Raw genomic sequence first — 19,875 nt, forward strand, 5'->3', positions numbered from 1 at the left:
TATTTGATCAATTAAGTTTTTTCAAGGTAAATATAAATTTTCTTTTTAGTTTCTCGCGTAAAAAGTATAGTATGCAATAGTAGGGAACTAATAATAATAGACCGGTTAACCCGCTGGTTGTTTCGTCCCATTGCAAGTAGTTTCCTGCTACAATGGCTGCGACTACAAATATGACAGGAAGGACGAAAGCCAGCAATACCGCTTGTAATCCAAGCGAACTCTGGCCGCATAATGTCACTTCTTCATTCACATGATATTTTCCGGAGTTGTCGTTCACTTCAATAATCTTCTCCTTCTTCTCTGAAGCACCGCACATGCCTTGTGCATGGCAACCGGAACAAGCCGATTGTTGAATGATCCTGACAAAGATCGCATTGCCTTCGATCTTTTCAATTCGTCCGTTGTGATTGATACTTTCGCTCATGTTTGTAATCTCGACATTGCAAAACCTCGGCAAAAGTAAGGATTATTTAGATATTATGTCACGATTAACAAAGTTTATTATAGAAATAATTGAGCTTTACTTACCATTTGTAATTAAAACCAAAGCTCAAGAGTTCGTTGATCTGTAAATAACTGTCGAAGTCTTCGTTTTTTGCGATTCCGTCGTCATAACGTAAGTTGAGTGAAATGATGGTTGAGAAGAATCGGCTGATCGCCATATTCAGTCGGTTTTCAAATTCACCCTGGATACGTTGATAGTTAGTTGTATAGTTCAGACGCGAATACCAGCTAATATTCCGGCTGAACTGGAATGTCATTGTTGCATTCACAGTTGAACCGAACAAGCTTTGTTTGTACGGATAATTTTCTTCGTTATCTTTCTTCTGGAAGTGGCGTGCCAAATCAATGTCTTTATCTATGGTTCGTATGTACGTATAAGATATAGGGGCGATGTTAGCTGAAAGGGCAACTTTTTTATGCTTTGACGATGCGAACGTTTTATTCAGGTCGTACTGCATACCGAGACCGATATTGATACTGAATGGAGAAAGTAATCCAGCCAGTTTAACATCTTGATTCTCTGCATAACTGCTGAATAACTGGGTTTTGAAATCGACTTCCAGTGTATAATACCATTTATTGAAAGCCTTATAACCTAAGTTGCTGTAGATACGGAATACATCATCTCCAACCTTGTAGTCACGTAAAGTATCTTTAGGCGCTGTATATAAATTATTCTTTATTTCGAGCGAGTTCGTAAACTTTACTTTATCCTTGTTATAATTAAAGGTAAACAGTTCACGGTTTGTCAGGTTTAGCGTGCTTACACCTCCCTTATGCCAGTTGGGGGAGATATAGTTTTGTGCAAACTGAATAGCACTTTCAAAATGAGAAGTCCAGTAACGTATTTCCGGAATGAACTTTACCGGTGCATCCACATCGCTGAAATCCGCTTCGCTTTCCACCTTGATAAGTTCCGGTTTGTAATTCGTTTTCTTGATCACCTTCGCTATCACCTTGTCTTGAGGAAGATCCCTTGTCGAATAGCGGAAATAATCCGGATAATTGGACTGTACATATTTATATGCCTTGTCTTCTACCTCTTTTTTCAACTCTTCTTCTTTAAATAATGTATCAGGAGTGAACGGCAAAGGCAACTGGTCGTTTTTCTCCCAGAAGTTTTCTTTATAGAAGGTAAGATCCTTAGGCAATAGTTCACCTTTAAATACGATCGGCAGGAACAAAGGACTTACAATCACGGTATCACGGAAAGTCAGATTGTTGTCGAATATGGTAGAGGCATCCCGTACCAGGCGTGCCCAATACATGGCTTCGTCGGATATTTCCACTTCATCTTTCTTCAGGAAACGGAGCAGATTTTCAGTCGGTTTGGCCGGTGCGGAGTACGACCGGTTCTGTTTTTCAAATTGCGCCCGCAGACTTATGATATTATCCAGATCCGGATCTTCGATTTCAATCATGGGGATAGTGTCCGGCACGTCTCTCTCTGCTGCCTTATTGACATTAGCTCCAGTAATGACAGTACCCTCCTGTGCATTTGCCAGGCTTGTCAGTGATGTAAGTATAGAAAATAGAATGAAGTACCTCTTGATAACCATAATACCTTATAATTTACACTCTTTAAGTATCTAGAGTGCGAAATTAGATAAAAAGTATGAGATGTGCTAATCTTTTACATCATATAACAATCTTAACGATTCGAATAGTAAGACAGGCACGATAGTGAACGAACTAGTCTTTTTCTGGGAGGTTGTCTGTGTTTCATCATAGTGAAACACTTGTTTCATATAGGTGGAACAACTGTTTCATATAGGTGAAACAAAAGGTAGCACGGTAACTTTTCATTTCGATTTCCGCTTGAAAAAATATCCGAGACCCTTGCCGTCTGAACGAAAATGACTAACTTTGCAGTTTTGAAATGCGAGTGAGCAATTATAAGATAATTAAAATATTACTATCGTGGCAGATACAAAGTACATCTTCGTTACGGGCGGCGTAGTCTCTTCATTAGGTAAGGGAATTATTGCTGCATCATTGGGTAAACTCCTTCAGGCAAGAGGCTATAAGGTTACTATCCAAAAGTTTGACCCCTACATTAATATCGACCCGGGTACATTGAACCCCTATGAGCACGGTGAATGTTATGTAACCGTAGACGGACATGAAGCAGACTTGGACTTAGGACACTACGAACGTTTCCTGAATGTCCCGACTACACGGTCGAACAACATTACGACCGGCCGTATTTATCAGAGCGTAATAAATAAAGAACGTAAAGGTGATTACCTGGGTAAAACAGTACAGGTAGTTCCTCATATTACCGATGAGATCAAACGTAACGTAAAACTGTTGGGATCGAAGTATAAGTTTGACTTTGTGATCACGGAGATCGGTGGTACGGTGGGTGACATCGAGTCGCTGCCTTTCATCGAAAGCGTACGTCAGCTGAAATGGGAGTTGGGTAAGAACTGTATGTGCGTACATCTTACTTATGTACCTTACATTGCAGCTGCAAAAGAATTCAAGACTAAACCGACACAGCATTCTGTAAAACAATTGCAGGAACTGGGTATCCAGCCGGATGTGCTGGTATTGAGAACGGAACATTTGCTGAGCAACGATATTACACGCAAAGTCGCTTTGTTCTGTAATGTGGATGCCGATGCGGTTGTTCAGTCTGTAGACGTTCCGACCATTTACGAGGTTCCTCTGGTGCTTCAGCGTCAGAACATGGATGTTACCATCCTGAAGAAGATGGGACTGGAAGTAGGCCCGACTCCCGAAATGAAGCCGTGGAACGAGTTCCTTCAGAAGAAAACAAATGCAACTGAAACTGTTAAGATCGGTTTGGTTGGTAAATATGTGGAATTGCAGGATGCTTATAAGTCGATCGACGAATCTTTATTGCAGGCTGCTATTTACAACGACCGTAAACTGGATCTGCATCTTTTCCATTCTGAAAAACTGAATGAGAACAATGCAGCCGAACTGTTGAAAGATATGGATGGTATCCTGATCGCTCCGGGATTCGGACAGCGGGGTATCGAAGGTAAGTTTGCCGCTTTGAAATATGCCCGCGAACATGATGTGCCTTGCCTGGGTATCTGTCTGGGTATGCAGTGTATGGTTATTGAATATGCCCGCGATGTGCTGGGTATGACGGATGCCAACTCTACGGAGATGGAACCGAATACGGAATATAAAGTGATCGACCTGATGGAAGAGCAGAAGAATGTTACCAATATGGGTGGTTCCATGCGTTTGGGTGCTTACGACTGTGTTTTGAAGAAAGGTTCGAAATCTTATGAAGCGTATGGAAAAGAACATATCCAGGAACGCCATCGTCACCGTTTTGAGTTCAATAGCCAGTATCGCGACCAGTTTGAAGCTGCCGGGATGAAATGTGTCGGTGAGAACCCGGAAACAGGATTGGTTGAAGTTGTTGAAATACCTTCACTGAAATGGTTTGTAGGTGTACAGTTCCATCCGGAATACAACAGTACGGTAGTTAATCCGAACCCGCTCTTTGTCAGCTTTGTAAAAGCCGCTATTGATAATAAATAAGAACGTTATAGATGGATAAAAACACATTATTAGGTTTTCTGCTTATTGGTATTGTTTTATTTGCATTCAGCTGGTTAAACAAACCGACGCCTGAGCAGTTGGAAGCGCAGCGCCGTTATCAGGACTCGATCGCACAGATCGAACTGGCTAAACAGCTTGATATGCAAAAAGAGGATAGCAAGAGCATTGCCGATAACTCTTTTGATAATCTGCCGGACTCTGTGAGAGAAGCCCGGCTGAAAAGTAATTTCGGGGTATTTGCCGATGCCATGACAGGTACTGACGATATTACTGTATTGGAAAATAGCCTGATCGAACTTCATGTCAGCAATAAAGGGGGACGTATCTCTTATGCCCGCCTGAAAGATTATACAACGTACGACGACAAACCGCTGATCCTTTTCGAAGGAAAAGATGCATCGCTCGACTTTACGTTGGTAACGGCAACCAACCGTGTGCTGAATACCGGTGAAATGTATTTTACTCCGGTAAAGACACAGGATCCGAATCAATTGATCATGCGCCTGAACACGGGTGAAGGCAGTTCGCTGAACTTTATCTATACGATCAAGCCGGACGATTATATGGTTCAGTTCGATATTAAGGGTTCCGGCCTGAACGGTGTATTGGCACCGAGTACAACGGCGTTGGATATGGTCTGGAAACAGAAGATCCGCCAGCAGGAGCAGGGTATTAAATATGAAAACAGATATACTGCCTTGTATTATAAATTCCTGGCTGATGGCGTTGAACAGTTGAGCGAAAGCAAAAGTGAGGATAAGAAGGTGTCAGGCCGTCTGAAATGGATCGGTTATAAGGATAAGTTCTTCTCATCCGTCATGATCTCCGGTGAAGGTTTCGAGAGTGCTACTTTCGACTCGAAGATGGTTGAGGCCGACGGTATCGTCAAAGAATTCAAGACTGCTACGGCGGTTCCTTTCGACCTGAGAGGAAACGAACCTACTACTTTCCGTTATTTCTTCGGACCGAATAGCTATACCTTGCTGAAATCATTCGATAAAGGGGTTCCTACCGACGATCAGTTGGATCTGGAACGTCTGGTTCCGCTGGGTGCAAGCGTATTCCGCTGGGTGAACCAGTATTTTGTTATTCCGATGTTCGACTTTTTGGGAAAATATATCAGTAGCTATGGTCTGATCATCTTCCTGATGACCATTATCGTGAAGTTGATCTTATTCCCGCTGACGTATAAATCTTATATGTCGTCTGCCAAGATGCGCGTACTTCGTCCGCAGGTAGAAGAGCTGAATGCGAAGTATCCGGGACAGGATAAGGCAGTGGAACGTCAGCGTGCGACAATGGAGCTGTATAGCAGGGCCGGGGCGAGTCCGATGGCCGGATGTATCCCGATGTTGTTGCAGATGCCGGTGTTGATCGCCTTGTTTATGTTCTTCCCGTCGGCTATCGAGCTGCGTCAGCAGAGTTTCCTTTGGGCGCATGACTTGTCAACGTATGATGCGATCTTCAGTTGGAATAAATATATTCCTATTATTACTCCGTATTTCGGTAACCATATCAGTCTGTTCTGTGTGCTGATGACGGCAACCAATATCATATATACGAAATATAATATGGAAATGACCAATACCGGACAACAGCAGATGCCTGGTATGAAGGCGATGATGTATATGATGCCGTTGATGTTCCTGGTGTTCTTTAACCAGTATGCATCCGGTCTTACTTACTACTACTTTATCTCCACTTTGTTTACGATCGTCCAGACACTGGTGTTCCGTTATACGATCAATGAAGATAAGTTGCTGGCTAAGTTGGAAGCAAACAAAAAGAAGCCGCAGAAGAAATCCGGTTTCATGAAACGTTTGGAAGAAGCACAGCGTGCACAGCAGGAACAGTTGAAGAAGCAACAGGAGCAAAAAAAGAGAAGATAATATCTCCTCTGATATAGCAATAAATGCGAAAGGTGTGTCGGCCCTACAGGGTGCAGGCACACCTTTTGTGTTTCTAAAAAGTTGAACTTACTGATAAAAAGCTTGCATATTTTGATCGGATTATTGAATTTGAATGGGAGGGAGATCATTTTATTATATAATATTTATGTGCGCCCGTAAAGGTTGCATCGTAAACATCTCTTTGGCAAGAGATTAGGAAAGTGTTCTTTGAAAATAACCTATCATCAGCCGACTTATCTGTTTTCGGGAAAACTTAACCGAGCAGGGAGTGTAGCATGTCGGAAAAGTCATAAGTCAGTTAGTTACCAAACTGCGACTGAATGGCGAGATGAAAAGATAGATATGAGGATAAAGTCCGAATTGATTAAACGATAGTCCGAGTGGTTCCCCTTTAGGCTATGGCGTAAGGTAACTATCAATCGCCATATCGTGATACTACTTCAGTGTATAGGTATGAATGTAGCAAGAACTTATCACGACACAACCGCAGTAAGCGAGTGAAGGACGGAAGTCGTATCCGACAATCTATCATGCCAACAGTTACGATGTAATAAACGGGGATTACCTATCCCGAAGTGCCGAAAGGCTATTAGGTTTGACCTATGAAAATTCGGAGTGGTAACGGAGCTTCCATAGTAGTCCGAGCAAGGTAACGCCTTGTACATGGCGAAGGGAAGCAGCTAATTATTAATACAATTAACGGAAAATGTGAGAGACATTATGAGAAGTCCAGAAAGAGTATTAAACAGTCTATCAGAACACAGTAAGGATGTAAGCTACAAGTTTGAACGTCTTTACAGAATTTTGTTCAATGAGGAAATGTTCTATGTTGCCTATCAGCACATCTACGCCAAAGAGGGCAACATGACTAAAGGTTCGGACGGTCAGACCATTGACAACATGAGCCTGAAACGAATTGAAAAGTTGATTGATACGTTAAAAGATGAAACGTACCAGCCCCAACCGTCAAAGAGGGTGTACATACCGAAGAAAAACGGTAAGAAAAGACCTCTTGGCGTACCGACTTTCAATGACAAGTTAATACAAGAAGTAGTAAGAATGGTATTGGAAGCCATATACGAGGGAAATTTTGAATACACCTCGCATGGGTTTCGACCCAATCGAAGCTGCCATACTGCATTAACTCACATCCAAAAGGAGTTTAGCGGTGCAAAGTGGTTTGTAGAGGGAGATATAAAAGGTTTCTTTGATAATATAAGCCATGATGTATTAATAAACATACTCAAGGAGCGCATTGCGGACGAACGCTTCATACGCTTAGTACGCAAGTTTTTGAAAGCGGGATATATCGAAGAATGGCAATTCCACAATACTTACAGTGGCACACCGCAAGGGGGTATCATCAGCCCGATATTGGCTAATATATACCTTGACAAGCTGGATAAGTATATAAAGGAATACATAGCCAAATTCGATAAAGGGAAGAAACGAAAATTCAGTAGAGAAAGTTTGGACTTCGGCAATGCAAGAAAACGTATTGTGCGAAGATTGAAGTCCGTAAAAGACGAAAGGCAAAGGGTAAAGCTAATCCTTGAACTGAAAGCAATAGAACAAGGACGGGCTAAATATCCCAATGGCGAAGAAATGGATGCCGATTACAGGAGAATGAAATATGCGAGATATGCAGATGATTTTCTCGTGGGAATTATCGGAAGTAAGCAAGATGCGCAACAGATAAAGGGAGATATTAAAAACTTCCTTGCTGATAAACTGGCATTGGAACTGTCTGATGAAAAGACACTTGTCACCCATACCGAAAGACCTGCCAAGTTTCTCGGATATGAAATTACTGTAAGAAAGTCCAACGACCAAAGACGTGATAAACGGGGTAGATTAAGAAGAACCTATGGTAAAAGGGTCTGCTTGAATGTCAGTATGGAAACTGTCCGTAAAAAACTGTTCGATTGGGGAGTCTTGGAAATGACAAACCGTAACGGAAAGGAAATATGGAAACCGAAATGTAAATCGGGACTGATATTCAATGACGACCTTGAAATCCTTGATAGCTATAATCGGGAAATCGTGGGTTTCTATAATTACTACTCCATAGCCAACAACTGTGCCCATGCCTTGAATAATTTCAAGTACATCATGGAATACAGCATGTACAAAACGTTTGCAGGCAAATATAAGTGCCGCACACGCAAGGTAAACAAGAAATATCGTAAGAACGGTAGGTTTATCATAAAGCACATGACTAAAACAGGTGTAAAGGAAAGATACTTTTACGACGGTGGCTTCAAACGCAAGAAGCCCACCTATAAATCGGAATGTGACACCATGCCACGAACAATTTATACTGCGGGGCGGACAAGTCTTGTTGAAAGGCTGAAAGCCCATGAGTGTGAATTATGTGGAGCGACAGACGACCTTGTTATGCACCATGTAAGGAAACTAAAGAACTTGCAGGGTAAGGAAAGCTGGGAACGACACATGATTGCCCGCAAACGCAAAACGATTGCCGTGTGCAGGAGTTGTCACAAAAAGATACATGACGGAAAGATAGACTAAAATTAGTGGAGAGCCGGATACGCTGAGAGGTGTAAGTCCGGTTCGGGGGCGAGCATTTGGAAACCTACCATAGAAATATGACAAGGCGCTGGGTGCTTAGCCTACATATTTGCAACACTAGGCAGTAAGTCATTTTATGGTTGTTAGGTTGATGTTGACGACTTTTTTGATTGGATTCTAAATAATTAACCAAGATGAATAAGAGGGAAAGACTTTTACAAGGAGTTATAACTGGGATCTTTGTATTGTCATGTATCGTTTTTTTCCAGTTTTTCGATTCGAATCATTTGTTTGATAAAGAGCAGGTGGTGGGGTTATCATTCCTGTCGGATGCTGTGTCGGAATGTATGGATAAACCGGCATGGCTGGCTTGCGCTTTGGCGAAAACTCTTTTGTCACTGCTGGTGCCTGTTGGAGGAGGAGCTTTACTGCTTACTATTATATTGTTATTGGAGTGGTGGGTATTAACAGTCATTCTGAAGCGGTTTAATGTAGGGGAGATGGCTTTCTTATATGCTTTATTTCCTGTCGCCCTGGAATGGGGTACTTATTGCAGTCCGAGCTATCATCTGGCTTCTATCCTGTCTTTGGTTCTTGTCCTGTTGGTGTTTTGCGGTTATACACTCATTAAAAATAAATGGCTGTCGATGTTGTCGGGGTTTGCCTTGTTGTTTATTGTGTACAGCCTGGTGGGTAGCAGGTTGTTTATCTTTGTTATCCTGGTGTTGCTGTATGAGGCGGAGATTGGAGAAAAACGATGGGTTTACTGGGCTTTACTGTTGATAACGGGAACTGTATTACCCGAATTCCTGAAAAGCGTGTATTCTCTTTCTGAGGCACAGGCTTATCAATATCCGCATCCGTGGCTTCCGGCATTCTTTCCGGGTATAGCGGTCGCCGGTGTATTGGTCGTTATTCAATTCAAGGCAATCCGGAACATGCGTGCCAACGTATGGTCGGTATCCGTGATGTCCGGACTGCTGATATTAATTGTGATATCTTCTGTGCTTAGCCATGCTGTTTCTTAAGGAAAGCCAGGGCTTTCTCCATATCTTCAGGTGTGTCGATACCGATTGTTTCCTGTGAGGTGATGCCGACTTTTATCTTATAGCCGTTTTCAAGCCACCGGAGTTGTTCGAGGCTTTCGGCCAATTCGAGCGATGATTGGGGCAGGCGGGTGATCTCTTTTAATGTATCGGCACGGTAGGCATATAAACCGATGTGCTTATAATAGGTATGGTTGGGCAACCATTCCCGGTAATTCTTACCTCTTAGATACGGTATGATCGATCGGCTGAAGTACATGGCTTCACTGTTTTTATTCAGAACGACTTTCGGGGAATTCGCATTGAACAGCGTTGTCTCGAAATCATCGTCCGGACGGAACGGTTTTACCAATGTGGCTATCTGTGTGCCGGCATCGGTAAAGCAGGCCTTCAGTGTTTCTATTTGTTCCGGCTGGATAAAAGGTTCGTCTCCCTGGATGTTGACAACGACATCATATCCCAGGCCTACTTTGGTATAAGCTTCGTAGCAACGGTCGGTTCCGCTCTGGTGCTGGTCGGATGTCATAACGACTTCACCGCCGAAGGCTTTTACCGCAGCTTCTATGCGAACATCGTCGGTCGCAACACATACAGCATCCAGAACATCTTTTACCTGCTCATAAACGCGTTGTATCATGGGTTTTCCGGCCATGTCGGCCAAAGGCTTCCCGGGGAAGCGGGTCGAGGCATATCTTGCCGGTATAATTCCGATAAATTTCATACTCCGTTTGTTTATATATTTAATTACTATTTCACTGTTTTTCCTTCACTGAGGCGTACTACTTTCTCATGTTCGCCTACGATCCAAACGATGTCGCCTTGTTCGAATACGGTCGTAGGAGGAGGGTTTTTGATGGAACGGGCGTCCCGCTCGATACCGATCACCAGGCAACCCGAATTGTCGCGTATCCCGGATGCGAGAATGGTTCGTCCGATCAGTCCGGAGCCTTCGCTGATAAAGAATTGCTCCATATTGACCTCTTTCGTTTCCTGGCGGTTATTCAACGATTCCTTATAACGTTCTTCTATATAATGCCGGAAATGGTTCAGGTCGTCGTCTGCACCGACTACGATCAATTTGTCGAACGGGTAAAGCCGCTCGTTACCGCCCGGTATATTGATACGGCGGTCGCCCCGGATAATGGTAACGATATTGACGTTGCATTTTTGCCGGAAGTTCAGTTCCATCAGGGTTTTGCCCATACTGGGTGAGTTTTGTTTCACCTCGAAGTCCGCCAGGTGAAGGTCGCGCTCCAGCAAGTGGCTGGCAAATTTCTGTTTGATGGGGGCATTACGTTCGCTTTCCATTTCCCGGGCTGTCAGATTGGTAAAGAAATGACGTTCCATCAGGATCGATTGCTTTTTAAGCCATTTGGAAAGGATCACGAGCGTTATTACTGTGGCGGCGATGGCAATCGCTATTCCTGCGGCAGCGTTCAGCAAACGTGCTATGGGGAGCATCACAAGACCTATGCATAATACAATACGTAATACGATCAGGGAAACCAACGGGCCTCGGTTGTATTTGCTGTCGTGCCAGAGTTGCTGGTATTCGGCGGAATGATTCTTTTTCATCATGATGGCCCTGAGCATCGGAGATATCATGATAAGGATCAAGACTAATGAAATCACTTCTCCCCGTATGCCAGGCAACTTGCTGATGATGAACGGTGCGACGAATTGCAGCCAGATAAAGATCAGTACCAGTGTTACGGCGGTATAAGTTCCGACAATGCGCATCAATGCTTTTAGCAGTTTGTTCCAGGCACTTTTCTGCCGGATGGTATTCGAGCCGGAGGAATAACGTTCCAGGAAGCTCATCCAGTTGGCCGGAATGGTACGTTCGGCTATTTTATAGGCAGGGCCGGCCATCCGTATCATATAAGGGGTAAAGAAAGTCGTGATGACGGAGACGGCGACAACGATCGGATAAAGGAAATTATCGGTCACGCCTAATGTCAACCCCAGGGAGGCAATGATAAAGGCGAACTCACCGATCTGTGCCAGCGAGAAACCGGATTGGATGGCTACCTTTACTGTCTGTCCGGATAACAGCACTCCGAAGCTACCGAATAATATCTGTCCGACCATCACGACGATTGTCAGTATCAGGATCGGTATTTTATATTCCCAGAGCAATACCGGATCTATCAGCATACCGACCGAAACGAAGAAGATGGCTCCGAAAAGGTCTTTTACCGGTTTTACAATATGTTCGATATGTTCCGCATCGATTGTTTCAGCCAGGATCGATCCCATCACAAAGGCTCCCAGTGCGGAGGAGAAACCGGCTTTAGTGGCGATCATCACCATGCCGAGACAAAGACCGAGGCTGACGATCAGTAAAGTTTCGTCGTTAAGGAATGTCCTGGCTTTTTTCAGGAAAGAAGGGATCAGGTAAATTCCCACGACAAAGCAGAAGAGCAGGAAAACGCCCAGTTTGACCACGCTGTCCAATAGCTCCATACCTTCGACGTGCTTACTGACAGCCAGGGTGGAAAGTAGCACCATCAATAAGACGGCGAAGAGGTCTTCCACCACCAGTATACCGAAGACAACGCCGGCAAACCGTTGGTTGCGCAACCCCATATCATCGAATGCCTTGAATATGATTGTAGTAGACGACATCGAGAGCATCCCGCCCAGGAAAAGGCTGTTCATGTGTCCCCAACCCAGCGACATACCGGTGATATATCCGAACGTCATCATGCCGATCACGACCGTTATCGCTCCGATAACAGCAGTCCCGCCTACCTTCATCAGTTTTTTGAAACTGAAATCCAATCCCAGTGCGAAAAGCAGGAACACGACACCTATATCCGCCCAGATACGGATACTTTCTACATCTGAAACAGTGGGAATCTCTTTTATAGCCGGTCCGGCCAGAATTCCGGCAACAATATAACCTAATACGACCGGTTGCTTTAATCTCTTGAAAAGCAAAGTGACAAACCCTGCAGAAATCAATATTACTGCCAGGTCAGAAATTAATGGAGGAATCTGCGACATGCTTTCATTCTTTTTCCGTTGGCAAAGTTAGACATTTATTTTAATTTTGCTGGTCAAACAGTATGCCAAAATGAAGAAGAAACATCCGATAGAAGCATTGATTGAACAGGGCGAGCATCAACAACTCGATTTTAAGTTCGAAGTAAGCGACAGTAAGAAAATTGCCCGTACTTTGTCTGCTTTTGCCAATACCGATGGCGGTCGGTTGCTGATAGGAGTGAAGGATAACGGAAATATATCCGGTGTCCGGAGTGAAGAAGAATATTACATGATAGAGGCTGCTTCGAAGATGTACACCCGTCCGGAAGTCCCTTTCGAGGCTACCCGTTGGGAGATAAACGGGAAGACGGTGCTGGAGGTTTATATAGCACCGAGCAGTGAGAAGCCCCATCTGGCCCCTGACAAAGAAGATAAATACAAAGCCTATATCCGTGTGGCGGATGAAAATATCCTGGCTAATGAAGTTCTCATGCTATCCTGGGAGAAGAAGCATAAGCCGGACGGTACTTTGCTGAAGATCAGCAAACCCGTCGAACGTTTGTTTGTTTATCTGGATGAACACCCATATATAAATGTAAGCCAGCTTTGCCGGATTGGCCGCGTAAATTACTACACGGCCAAAAATATTCTGAGCGATCTGCTGGCGATCGATGCCCTGCGGTATGTAGTGGTGGATAAACGCATCCTCTATCAGCGCATACCGGGAGAGGATAAGCTTTCCTTATAAATGCAGTGTTTCTACATATACCTGGGCATTCTCAAAACGCACGACTTTCACCTTCGTCCCTTTTTCGATAAAACCGGAATCGGATACCCCGTCGTATAATTCGCCGTCGATCATTACTTTCCCGGAAGGGCGGAGCACCGTAAAGGCTGTCCCTTCCTTTCCGATAAGCGGAGCGAGGGAAGGAGAGGAGTGGGCTTCCTCCAGGTCTTTGTGGAGTGCCACTTTTCGCATCAGCCCTTTGGTTCCGATCTTATTGGAGAGCCAGATCATCAGGACGAATCCGAGGCCGAGACCAACCAGTACTGTCAGGCAGGCTTCCCCTATCTCTTTGGTAGAAACACCATCAAAGTTGAAATCCGTGTTATTGAGTAAGCTGAGGGTCAGGCCGGCAATCAGGAAAATAATTCCGCTGATCCCGGCTATTCCAAAGCCGGGGATAACGAATATCTCCGCGGCTATCAGCAGCAAGCCGATGACAAATACCAGTATTTCCCAGTTCTGGGCCAGCCCGTCCAGATACAACGGGGCGAAGTAGAGGATGGCGGCGACAAGGGCAGCGGCCGACGGGAACCCTAATCCCGGCGTTTGCATTTCGAAGTAGATCCCTCCTATAATAATAATGATAAGAAGTGATTGCAGCATCGGGTTCATCAGGAATCCTTTCAGGTCGTCGAACCAGGATGGCTTGTATGTTTTCAGCTCATAGGTATCGTATCCGAGATATTGGGTGATCACTTCATCCGGTGTTTCTGCGATCCCGTCGCAATAATGCCATTGCAGGGCTTCGTCGGCGGTGAAGGTGAGCACTTTCCCCGTATCGATCAGGTTGGGGACAACTACGCGCTCGTCTACCATTGCTTCGGCAATCAGCGGATCTCTTTTCCATTTATAGATGGTGTCGTTCCCCTGGATGATGGTGTCTTTTCCATGTGCTTCCGCGGTAGAGCGGATCATGGAGCGCATATACGACTGATATTTATCAGGCAAAGCGGCTCCGGTTTGGTTGACGACCGTCGCTGCACCGATATTGGCCCCCTTTCTCATAAAGATTTTTTTACACGCGATCGAGATAAGAGCTCCGGCCGAAGCTGCGTTATTATCGATAAAAACGTAGACGGGAACAGGGTTGTACAGAATGGCGGTACGCATTGAATCTGCCGCTTCGAGTAATCCTCCATACGTATTCATATGGATCAGGATTGCATCGGCACCCAGTGAGTTGGCCTCTGATAAACCGTTACTAAGATAAATACGGGTTGTATTATCTATCTCCTTCTTTATATCGATCTGATAAATGAGCGGAGTGTCTTTAGCTACTGATTTAAAGGCTGTTGTCAGTAGTAAAAATAGTATCCATAAGAATCCTGAATTTTTCATCATTTTGTCTAATTGTCTATACTTTTTATACATTGTTGAAAATTGTAACTCGTAACTTGTAAATTTTGTAATTCTGCAAGTCTTAAACTTGCAAATACTGTTCATTCTCAGCGACATTTACTATAAATATATTAAGTTACGGTTTTTAATATTAATATTCCTCAAAGGGTTATTTATTTCAGGAAAAATACCTATATTTGTATTGCCGCTCGATAGTGAGAGGCAATACTTAACCGGTATTAACCTTTTATAAATAAGTAATAATATGAACGCGTTGCAATTTCAGAAAAAATTACTGAGCATGCAAGAAAACATGATGAATTTTGCACTGATGCTCACTGCAAATCGGGATGACGCCCAAGATTTGATGCAAGACACAACGCTGAAGGTTTTAGACAATCAGGAGAAGTTTGTTGACAATATTAATTTCAAAGGATGGGTCCTGACCGTCATGCGTAACATTTTCATTAATAATTATCATAAGATAGTACGTACGCAAACAGTTGTAGACCAAGGTGTCGACTTGTATAATTTGGACGTCGTAAATGATTCGGGATTTGACTCTCCGGACGGAGCATATCAAATTCAAGAGATCACAAAAGCCATTAATGGATTGAATGATGAACTGAAAGTTCCTTTCTCAATGTTTTTGAGTGGTTATAAATATAACGAGATCGCAGACAAATTGAATGTACCACTGGGAACGGTAAAGAGCCGTATATTCTTTGCCCGCCAGGAATTACAGAAAGTTTTGAAGGATTTTCGCTTGGGATAATGGTTAATATTCTAACAAACAAGTTAATAAAAAGAAGGAGTGTCCAAACGGATACTCCTTCTTTTTTAATATATAGATCCTAAAAATGACATATTAATGAATAAATCCGTACTTTTGCCGCAAAAATCAGGAATATAATGAGAAGTTTTGCAAGTGATAATAACTCCGGCGTCCATCCGTTGATCATGGAAGCCGTGATTAAGGCAAATGAGGATCACGCAGTAGGATATGGTGATGACCCCTGGACAGCAGCCGCTGTAGCGAAGATTAAAAGTGTATTTGGTGAAGAGGCTTCTCCTTTTTTTGTTTTTAACGGAACCGGAGCCAATTCGGTCGCTTTGCAGGCTGTTACACGTCCTTTCAATAGTATATTGTGTGCTGAAACGGCACATATCAATGTCGATGAGTGTGGAGCTCCGGCAAGGATGACCGGATGTGCCGTCGTGACCATTCCGACGACAGACGGTAAACTGACTCCTGAACTCATCAAACCCCGTTTACACAATTTTGGCGTATGCCATCATTCGCAACCTAAAGCGGTCTATATTTCGCAGGTATCCGAATTGGGAACCGTTTACACGATAGAGGAGGTGAAGGCTATAGCTGATTTGCTGCATGCCCATAATATGTATCTGCATATGGATGGTGCCCGTCTGGCAAATGCCTGTGCTTATCTGAAATGTACGATGAAACAGGTTACGGTAGACGCAGGTGTGGATATCCTGAGCTTTGGTGGAACAAAGAACGGTATGATGATGGGAGAAGCTGTCATTTCATTCCGTCCTGAGATTACGGAGAATTTGCAGTATTACAGAAAGCAGTCAGCCCAACTGGCTTCCAAGCTCCGCTATCTGTCAGCCCAGTTCATTCCCTATCTGGAGAATAACCTATGGCTTGAAAACGCCATGAAAGCTAATATCAGTGCTGCAAAACTGGCGGAAGCCCTTAAGCAATATCCTCAGATACAGTTTACGCAAAAGGTGGAAACCAACCAGATATTCTTTACAATTCCTTCCGAACCCTTGAAGATGTTGTTGGAGCGTTATTTCTTCTATATGTGGAATGAAGAAAATAACGAGGCGCGCCTGGTAACTTCCTGGGATACGACCGGAGAAGATATCGCGCAGTTTGAGCAGGACTTGAAAGAAGTGATGAAATAATAAACCACTAAAATCAAATATCATGAAACACAGTAACAGGTTAATGGCAATACTTTTTATGTTACTGCCATTATGCAGCCTTCATTCACAGGAGAATGGAGCAAGGGAGGATAATACCTTACGTATTATGAGTTATAACATCCGCAACGGAAAAGGGATGGATGATGTTACCGACTATCAGCGTACGGCTGATGTGATCAATAAAGTGCGTCCGAATGTTGTTGCCTTGCAGGAAGTGGATAGTGTGACAGGCAGGAGCGGACAGACCGATGTGTTGCGTATCCTGGGTGAAAAGACTTTGATGTACCCTACTTATGCGCCGGCCATCGATTATGATGGAGGTAAATACGGGATCGGTATGTTAAGTAAAGAAAAGCCGCTCGTTACCCGTTACCTGGCTCTGCCGGGGAGGGAAGAAGAACGTGCCCTGTTGATCGTTGAATTTGAGAATTATATTTATTGTTGTACCCATCTTTCCCTGACAGGGGAAGATCGTCTGGCTTCTCTGGATATCATCCGTAAGGAAGCGGCTAAAGCCAATAAACCGTTATTTATTGCCGGAGACCTGAATGCACATCCCGACTCGGAGGTAATCAAGGGAATGCAAAACGATTTCGTTATTCTTTCCAATATCAAGCAACCGACTTTCCCGGCTGATAAACCGACAGAAACAATCGACTATATTGCTGCTTATGCAAAAGATACTACCGCATTCACCCGTCTTTCCTCCTGGGTGGTAGACGAACCGGTTGCTTCGGATCACCGTCCGATCGTTACGGATATTGTTTTTGTGCAACCTGCCGCTAAGATATTCCGTACAGAACCTTATCTGCAGAATCCGGTAGGAAACGGTATCACTGTTATGTGGCAGACAACCGTACCTACTTACAGTTGGGTAGAATATGGCACGGACAAGAACCAACTAAAGAAAGCCCGTACGATTGTAGACGGACAGGTAATTTGTAATGACCTGCAAAATAAAATAAGACTGGATAATCTGGAACCGGGTAAAACCTATTATTACCGTATCTGTTCACAGGAGATCATGCTTTATCAGGCATACAAGAAGGTGTTCGGCGAAACAGCCGTTTCGGATTTCCATACATTCACGTTGCCATCATCTTCCGAGTCAGATTTCACGGCAGTTATCTTCAATGACCTGCACAAACACTCTGAAACATTACAGGCCTTGTATAAACAGGTAAAGGATGTAGATTATGATTTCGTGATCTTCAACGGCGACTGTATCGATGACCCGGCCAATCATGACGAAGCGACTCATTTCCTTTCAGAGCTGAATGAAACAGTAGGTGCAGCTAATAAGCCTGTTTTCTATCTGCGTGGAAACCATGAGATCAGAAATGCTTATTCGATCGGACTGCGTAACCTGTTTGACTATGTAGGAGATAAAACATATGGTTCCTTTAACTGGGGAGATACCCGTATCGTTATGCTCGATTGCGGCGAAGATAAACCCGATGATCATTGGGTGTATTACGGACTGAACGACTTTTCCGCTTTGCGTGAAGCACAGGTCGGCTTCCTGAAAGAAGAGCTGGCTTCCAAACCTTTCAAGCAAGCAGCTAAACGTGTCCTGATCCACCATGTGCCTATTTATGGAAAAGATGTAGACCGTTATAATCCTTGTCTGGAATTGTGGGGCGGTTTACTGGCTAAGGCTCCGTTCAATGTTTGTATCAATGCACATACGCATCGTCATGCTTACTATCCGAAAGGAGAAGCCAATAATAACAACTTCCCGGTTGTTGTAGGCGGCGGTTACCGGATGGACGGAGCAACGGTCATGGTACTTCAGAAAAAAGGAAAGGAAATGACGTTACGGGTATTGAATGCTAAAGGCGAAACCCTCCAGGATTTAAAATTGTAATATATAAAAAGTAAATATGAAGATTAACACTGAAGAGCTAGAAGAGACTATTATTCCGGTAAAAGAAACAGATCTGATTTATGGTATAGATGACCGCCCGCCTTTGAAAGAGGCTTTGTTTGCCGCTTTGCAGCATCTGCTGGCCATTTTTGTCGCCATCATCACTCCGCCTCTTATTATCGCCGGAGCATTAAAACTCGATCTCGAAACGACCGGTTTCCTGGTGTCGATGGCGCTCTTCGCCTCAGGTGTGTCAACTTTCGTGCAATGTAAGCGGATTGGCCCGGTAGGAGCCGGGCTGCTCTGTATACAAGGTACCAGCTTTTCCTTTATCGGCCCGATCATATCGGCCGGGCTGGCAGGCGGATTGCCGCTTATCTTTGGTGTTTGTATGGCGGCTGCTCCGGTTGAAATGGTTATCAGCCGTACGTTTAAGTATATGCGTTCTATCATCACCCCGCTTGTTTCGGGTATTGTGGTATTGCTGATCGGGTTGAGCTTGATCAAAGTAGGCGTGGTATCCTGTGGCGGTGGTTTTGCCGCTATGGATAACGGTACGTTCGGAAGTCTGAAGAATATAGGTGTTGCGGCAACTGTGCTGTTAAGCGTATTGTTCTTTAACCGTTGTAAGAATAAATACCTGCGCATGAGCTCCATCGTGTTGGGGTTGTGTATCGGCTACGGACTTTCTTTCGCGTTGGGAATGGTCGACATGAGTGCCGCCGCTTCCCAGAACCTGGCCGGGTTCAATATCCCGATGCCTTTTAAATACGGACTGGATTTTAATATATCTTCTTTTATTGCCATCGGCCTGGTCTACCTGATCACAGCCATTGAAGCGACCGGGGATGTTACAGCCAATTCAATGATTTCCGGTAAATCCATTGAAGGAGAGGGATATCTGAAACGTGTTTCGGGCGGTGTACTGGCAGACGGTGTAAATTCTTTTATCGCCGGCATCTTTAATTCGTTTCCAAACTCTATCTTTGCACAGAATAACGGAATTATTCAGCTTACGGGGGTAGCCAGCCGCTATGTAGGTTACTATATAGCCGGAATGCTTATCCTGTTGGGATTGTTCCCGATCGTGGGCGTAGTGTTCTCGCTGATGCCCGATCCGGTTCTGGGAGGTGCGACCCTGCTGATGTTCGGTACTGTGGCTGCGGCAGGTATCCGTATCATCGCTTCACAGGAGATCAACCGGAAGGCGACGCTGGTTCTGGCTGTCAGCCTGTCGTTGGGACTGGGAGTGGAGCTGATGCCCGATATCCTGAAAACGGCTCCGGATGCTATAAAAGGTATTTTTGCATCCGGCATTACGACGGGTGGCCTGACGGCTATTATTGCCAATATATTCATCCGGGTGAAGGAAGATAAAGAAGATAAAACACAATAAAAAAG

14 protein-coding genes are annotated in these 19,875 nt (G+C 44.2%); 9 read left to right on the forward strand and 5 right to left on the reverse strand.

Annotation, left to right across the window (positions count from 1 at the left end):
- Positions 1 to 7: 7 nt before the first annotated feature.
- Complete coding sequence (locus HMPREF1536_RS00130; RefSeq protein WP_028728849.1) at positions 8 to 424, reverse strand: SoxR reducing system RseC family protein; 417 nt, start codon at positions 422 to 424, stop codon at positions 8 to 10.
- A gap of 100 nt (positions 425 to 524) precedes the next feature.
- A complete protein-coding gene (locus HMPREF1536_RS00135) occupies positions 525 to 2,063 on the reverse strand; it encodes a DUF3078 domain-containing protein (protein ID WP_028728850.1) in 1,539 nt (512 codons plus the stop codon).
- A 361-nt stretch (positions 2,064 to 2,424) separates the two neighbouring features.
- Between HMPREF1536_RS00135 and HMPREF1536_RS00140 the strand changes: the two genes are divergently transcribed.
- The 4 genes from HMPREF1536_RS00140 to HMPREF1536_RS00155 all read left to right on the forward strand — a co-directional run bounded on the left by HMPREF1536_RS00140 (position 2,425) and on the right by HMPREF1536_RS00155 (position 9,520).
- Complete coding sequence (locus tag HMPREF1536_RS00140; protein WP_028728851.1) at positions 2,425 to 4,029, forward strand: CTP synthase; 1,605 nt, start codon at positions 2,425 to 2,427, stop codon at positions 4,027 to 4,029.
- 11 nt (positions 4,030 to 4,040) lie between these two features.
- Positions 4,041 to 5,939: a membrane protein insertase YidC gene (gene yidC / locus HMPREF1536_RS00145; RefSeq protein ID WP_028728852.1), complete on the forward strand. Its 1,899-nt coding sequence runs from the start codon at positions 4,041 to 4,043 to the stop codon at positions 5,937 to 5,939.
- Positions 5,940 to 6,680: 741 nt separating this feature from the next.
- The gene (locus HMPREF1536_RS00150; protein WP_046151773.1) at positions 6,681 to 8,492 is read left to right on the forward strand and encodes a reverse transcriptase/maturase family protein; all 1,812 of its coding nucleotides are present in this window, start codon (positions 6,681 to 6,683) and stop codon (positions 8,490 to 8,492) included.
- Between the two features lie 194 nt (positions 8,493 to 8,686).
- Positions 8,687 to 9,520, forward strand: coding sequence for a DUF6057 family protein (locus tag HMPREF1536_RS00155; protein WP_028728573.1), 834 nt, complete (start codon positions 8,687 to 8,689; stop codon positions 9,518 to 9,520).
- Here HMPREF1536_RS00155 and kdsB read toward each other — a convergent pair.
- Positions 9,501 to 10,259: a 3-deoxy-manno-octulosonate cytidylyltransferase gene (gene kdsB, locus HMPREF1536_RS00160; protein WP_028728574.1), complete on the reverse strand. Its 759-nt coding sequence runs from the start codon at positions 10,257 to 10,259 to the stop codon at positions 9,501 to 9,503. The genes HMPREF1536_RS00155 and kdsB overlap by 20 nt on opposite strands.
- A 26-nt stretch (positions 10,260 to 10,285) precedes the next feature.
- Positions 10,286 to 12,547, reverse strand: a complete 2,262-nt coding sequence (locus tag HMPREF1536_RS00165) for a monovalent cation:proton antiporter family protein (protein ID WP_028728575.1) — start codon at positions 12,545 to 12,547, stop codon at positions 10,286 to 10,288.
- Between the two features lie 70 nt (positions 12,548 to 12,617).
- Here HMPREF1536_RS00165 and HMPREF1536_RS00170 point away from each other — a divergent pair, with 70 nt between their 5' ends.
- Positions 12,618 to 13,274, forward strand: coding sequence for an AlbA family DNA-binding domain-containing protein (locus HMPREF1536_RS00170; RefSeq protein WP_028728576.1), 657 nt, complete (start codon positions 12,618 to 12,620; stop codon positions 13,272 to 13,274).
- On the opposite strand, the gene HMPREF1536_RS00175 is transcribed toward HMPREF1536_RS00170, so the two are convergent.
- Positions 13,269 to 14,654, reverse strand: a complete 1,386-nt coding sequence (locus HMPREF1536_RS00175) for an NfeD family protein (RefSeq protein ID WP_028728577.1) — start codon at positions 14,652 to 14,654, stop codon at positions 13,269 to 13,271. The two genes, HMPREF1536_RS00170 and HMPREF1536_RS00175, sit on opposite strands and share 6 nt — an antisense overlap.
- 262 nt (positions 14,655 to 14,916) lie before the next feature.
- Between HMPREF1536_RS00175 and HMPREF1536_RS00180 the strand changes: the two genes are divergently transcribed.
- From HMPREF1536_RS00180 to HMPREF1536_RS00195, 4 genes are all read left to right on the forward strand, one after another.
- Complete coding sequence (locus tag HMPREF1536_RS00180) at positions 14,917 to 15,426, forward strand: RNA polymerase sigma factor (protein ID WP_028728578.1); 510 nt, start codon at positions 14,917 to 14,919, stop codon at positions 15,424 to 15,426.
- 137 nt (positions 15,427 to 15,563) lie between these two features.
- Positions 15,564 to 16,586 carry a threonine aldolase family protein gene (locus HMPREF1536_RS00185; protein WP_028728579.1) on the forward strand — a complete coding sequence of 341 codons (1,023 nt, stop codon included), beginning with the start codon at positions 15,564 to 15,566 and terminating at the stop codon, positions 16,584 to 16,586.
- A gap of 22 nt (positions 16,587 to 16,608) precedes the next feature.
- Positions 16,609 to 18,474, forward strand: a complete 1,866-nt coding sequence (locus HMPREF1536_RS00190) for an endonuclease/exonuclease/phosphatase family protein (RefSeq protein WP_028728580.1) — start codon at positions 16,609 to 16,611, stop codon at positions 18,472 to 18,474.
- Between the two features lie 16 nt (positions 18,475 to 18,490).
- The gene (locus HMPREF1536_RS00195) at positions 18,491 to 19,870 is read left to right on the forward strand and encodes a nucleobase:cation symporter-2 family protein (RefSeq protein WP_044192687.1); all 1,380 of its coding nucleotides are present in this window, start codon (positions 18,491 to 18,493) and stop codon (positions 19,868 to 19,870) included.
- Positions 19,871 to 19,875: the final 5 nt, after the last annotated feature.

This window comes from Parabacteroides gordonii MS-1 = DSM 23371 (assembly GCF_000969825.1).
Classification (GTDB): domain Bacteria; phylum Bacteroidota; class Bacteroidia; order Bacteroidales; family Tannerellaceae; genus Parabacteroides; species Parabacteroides gordonii.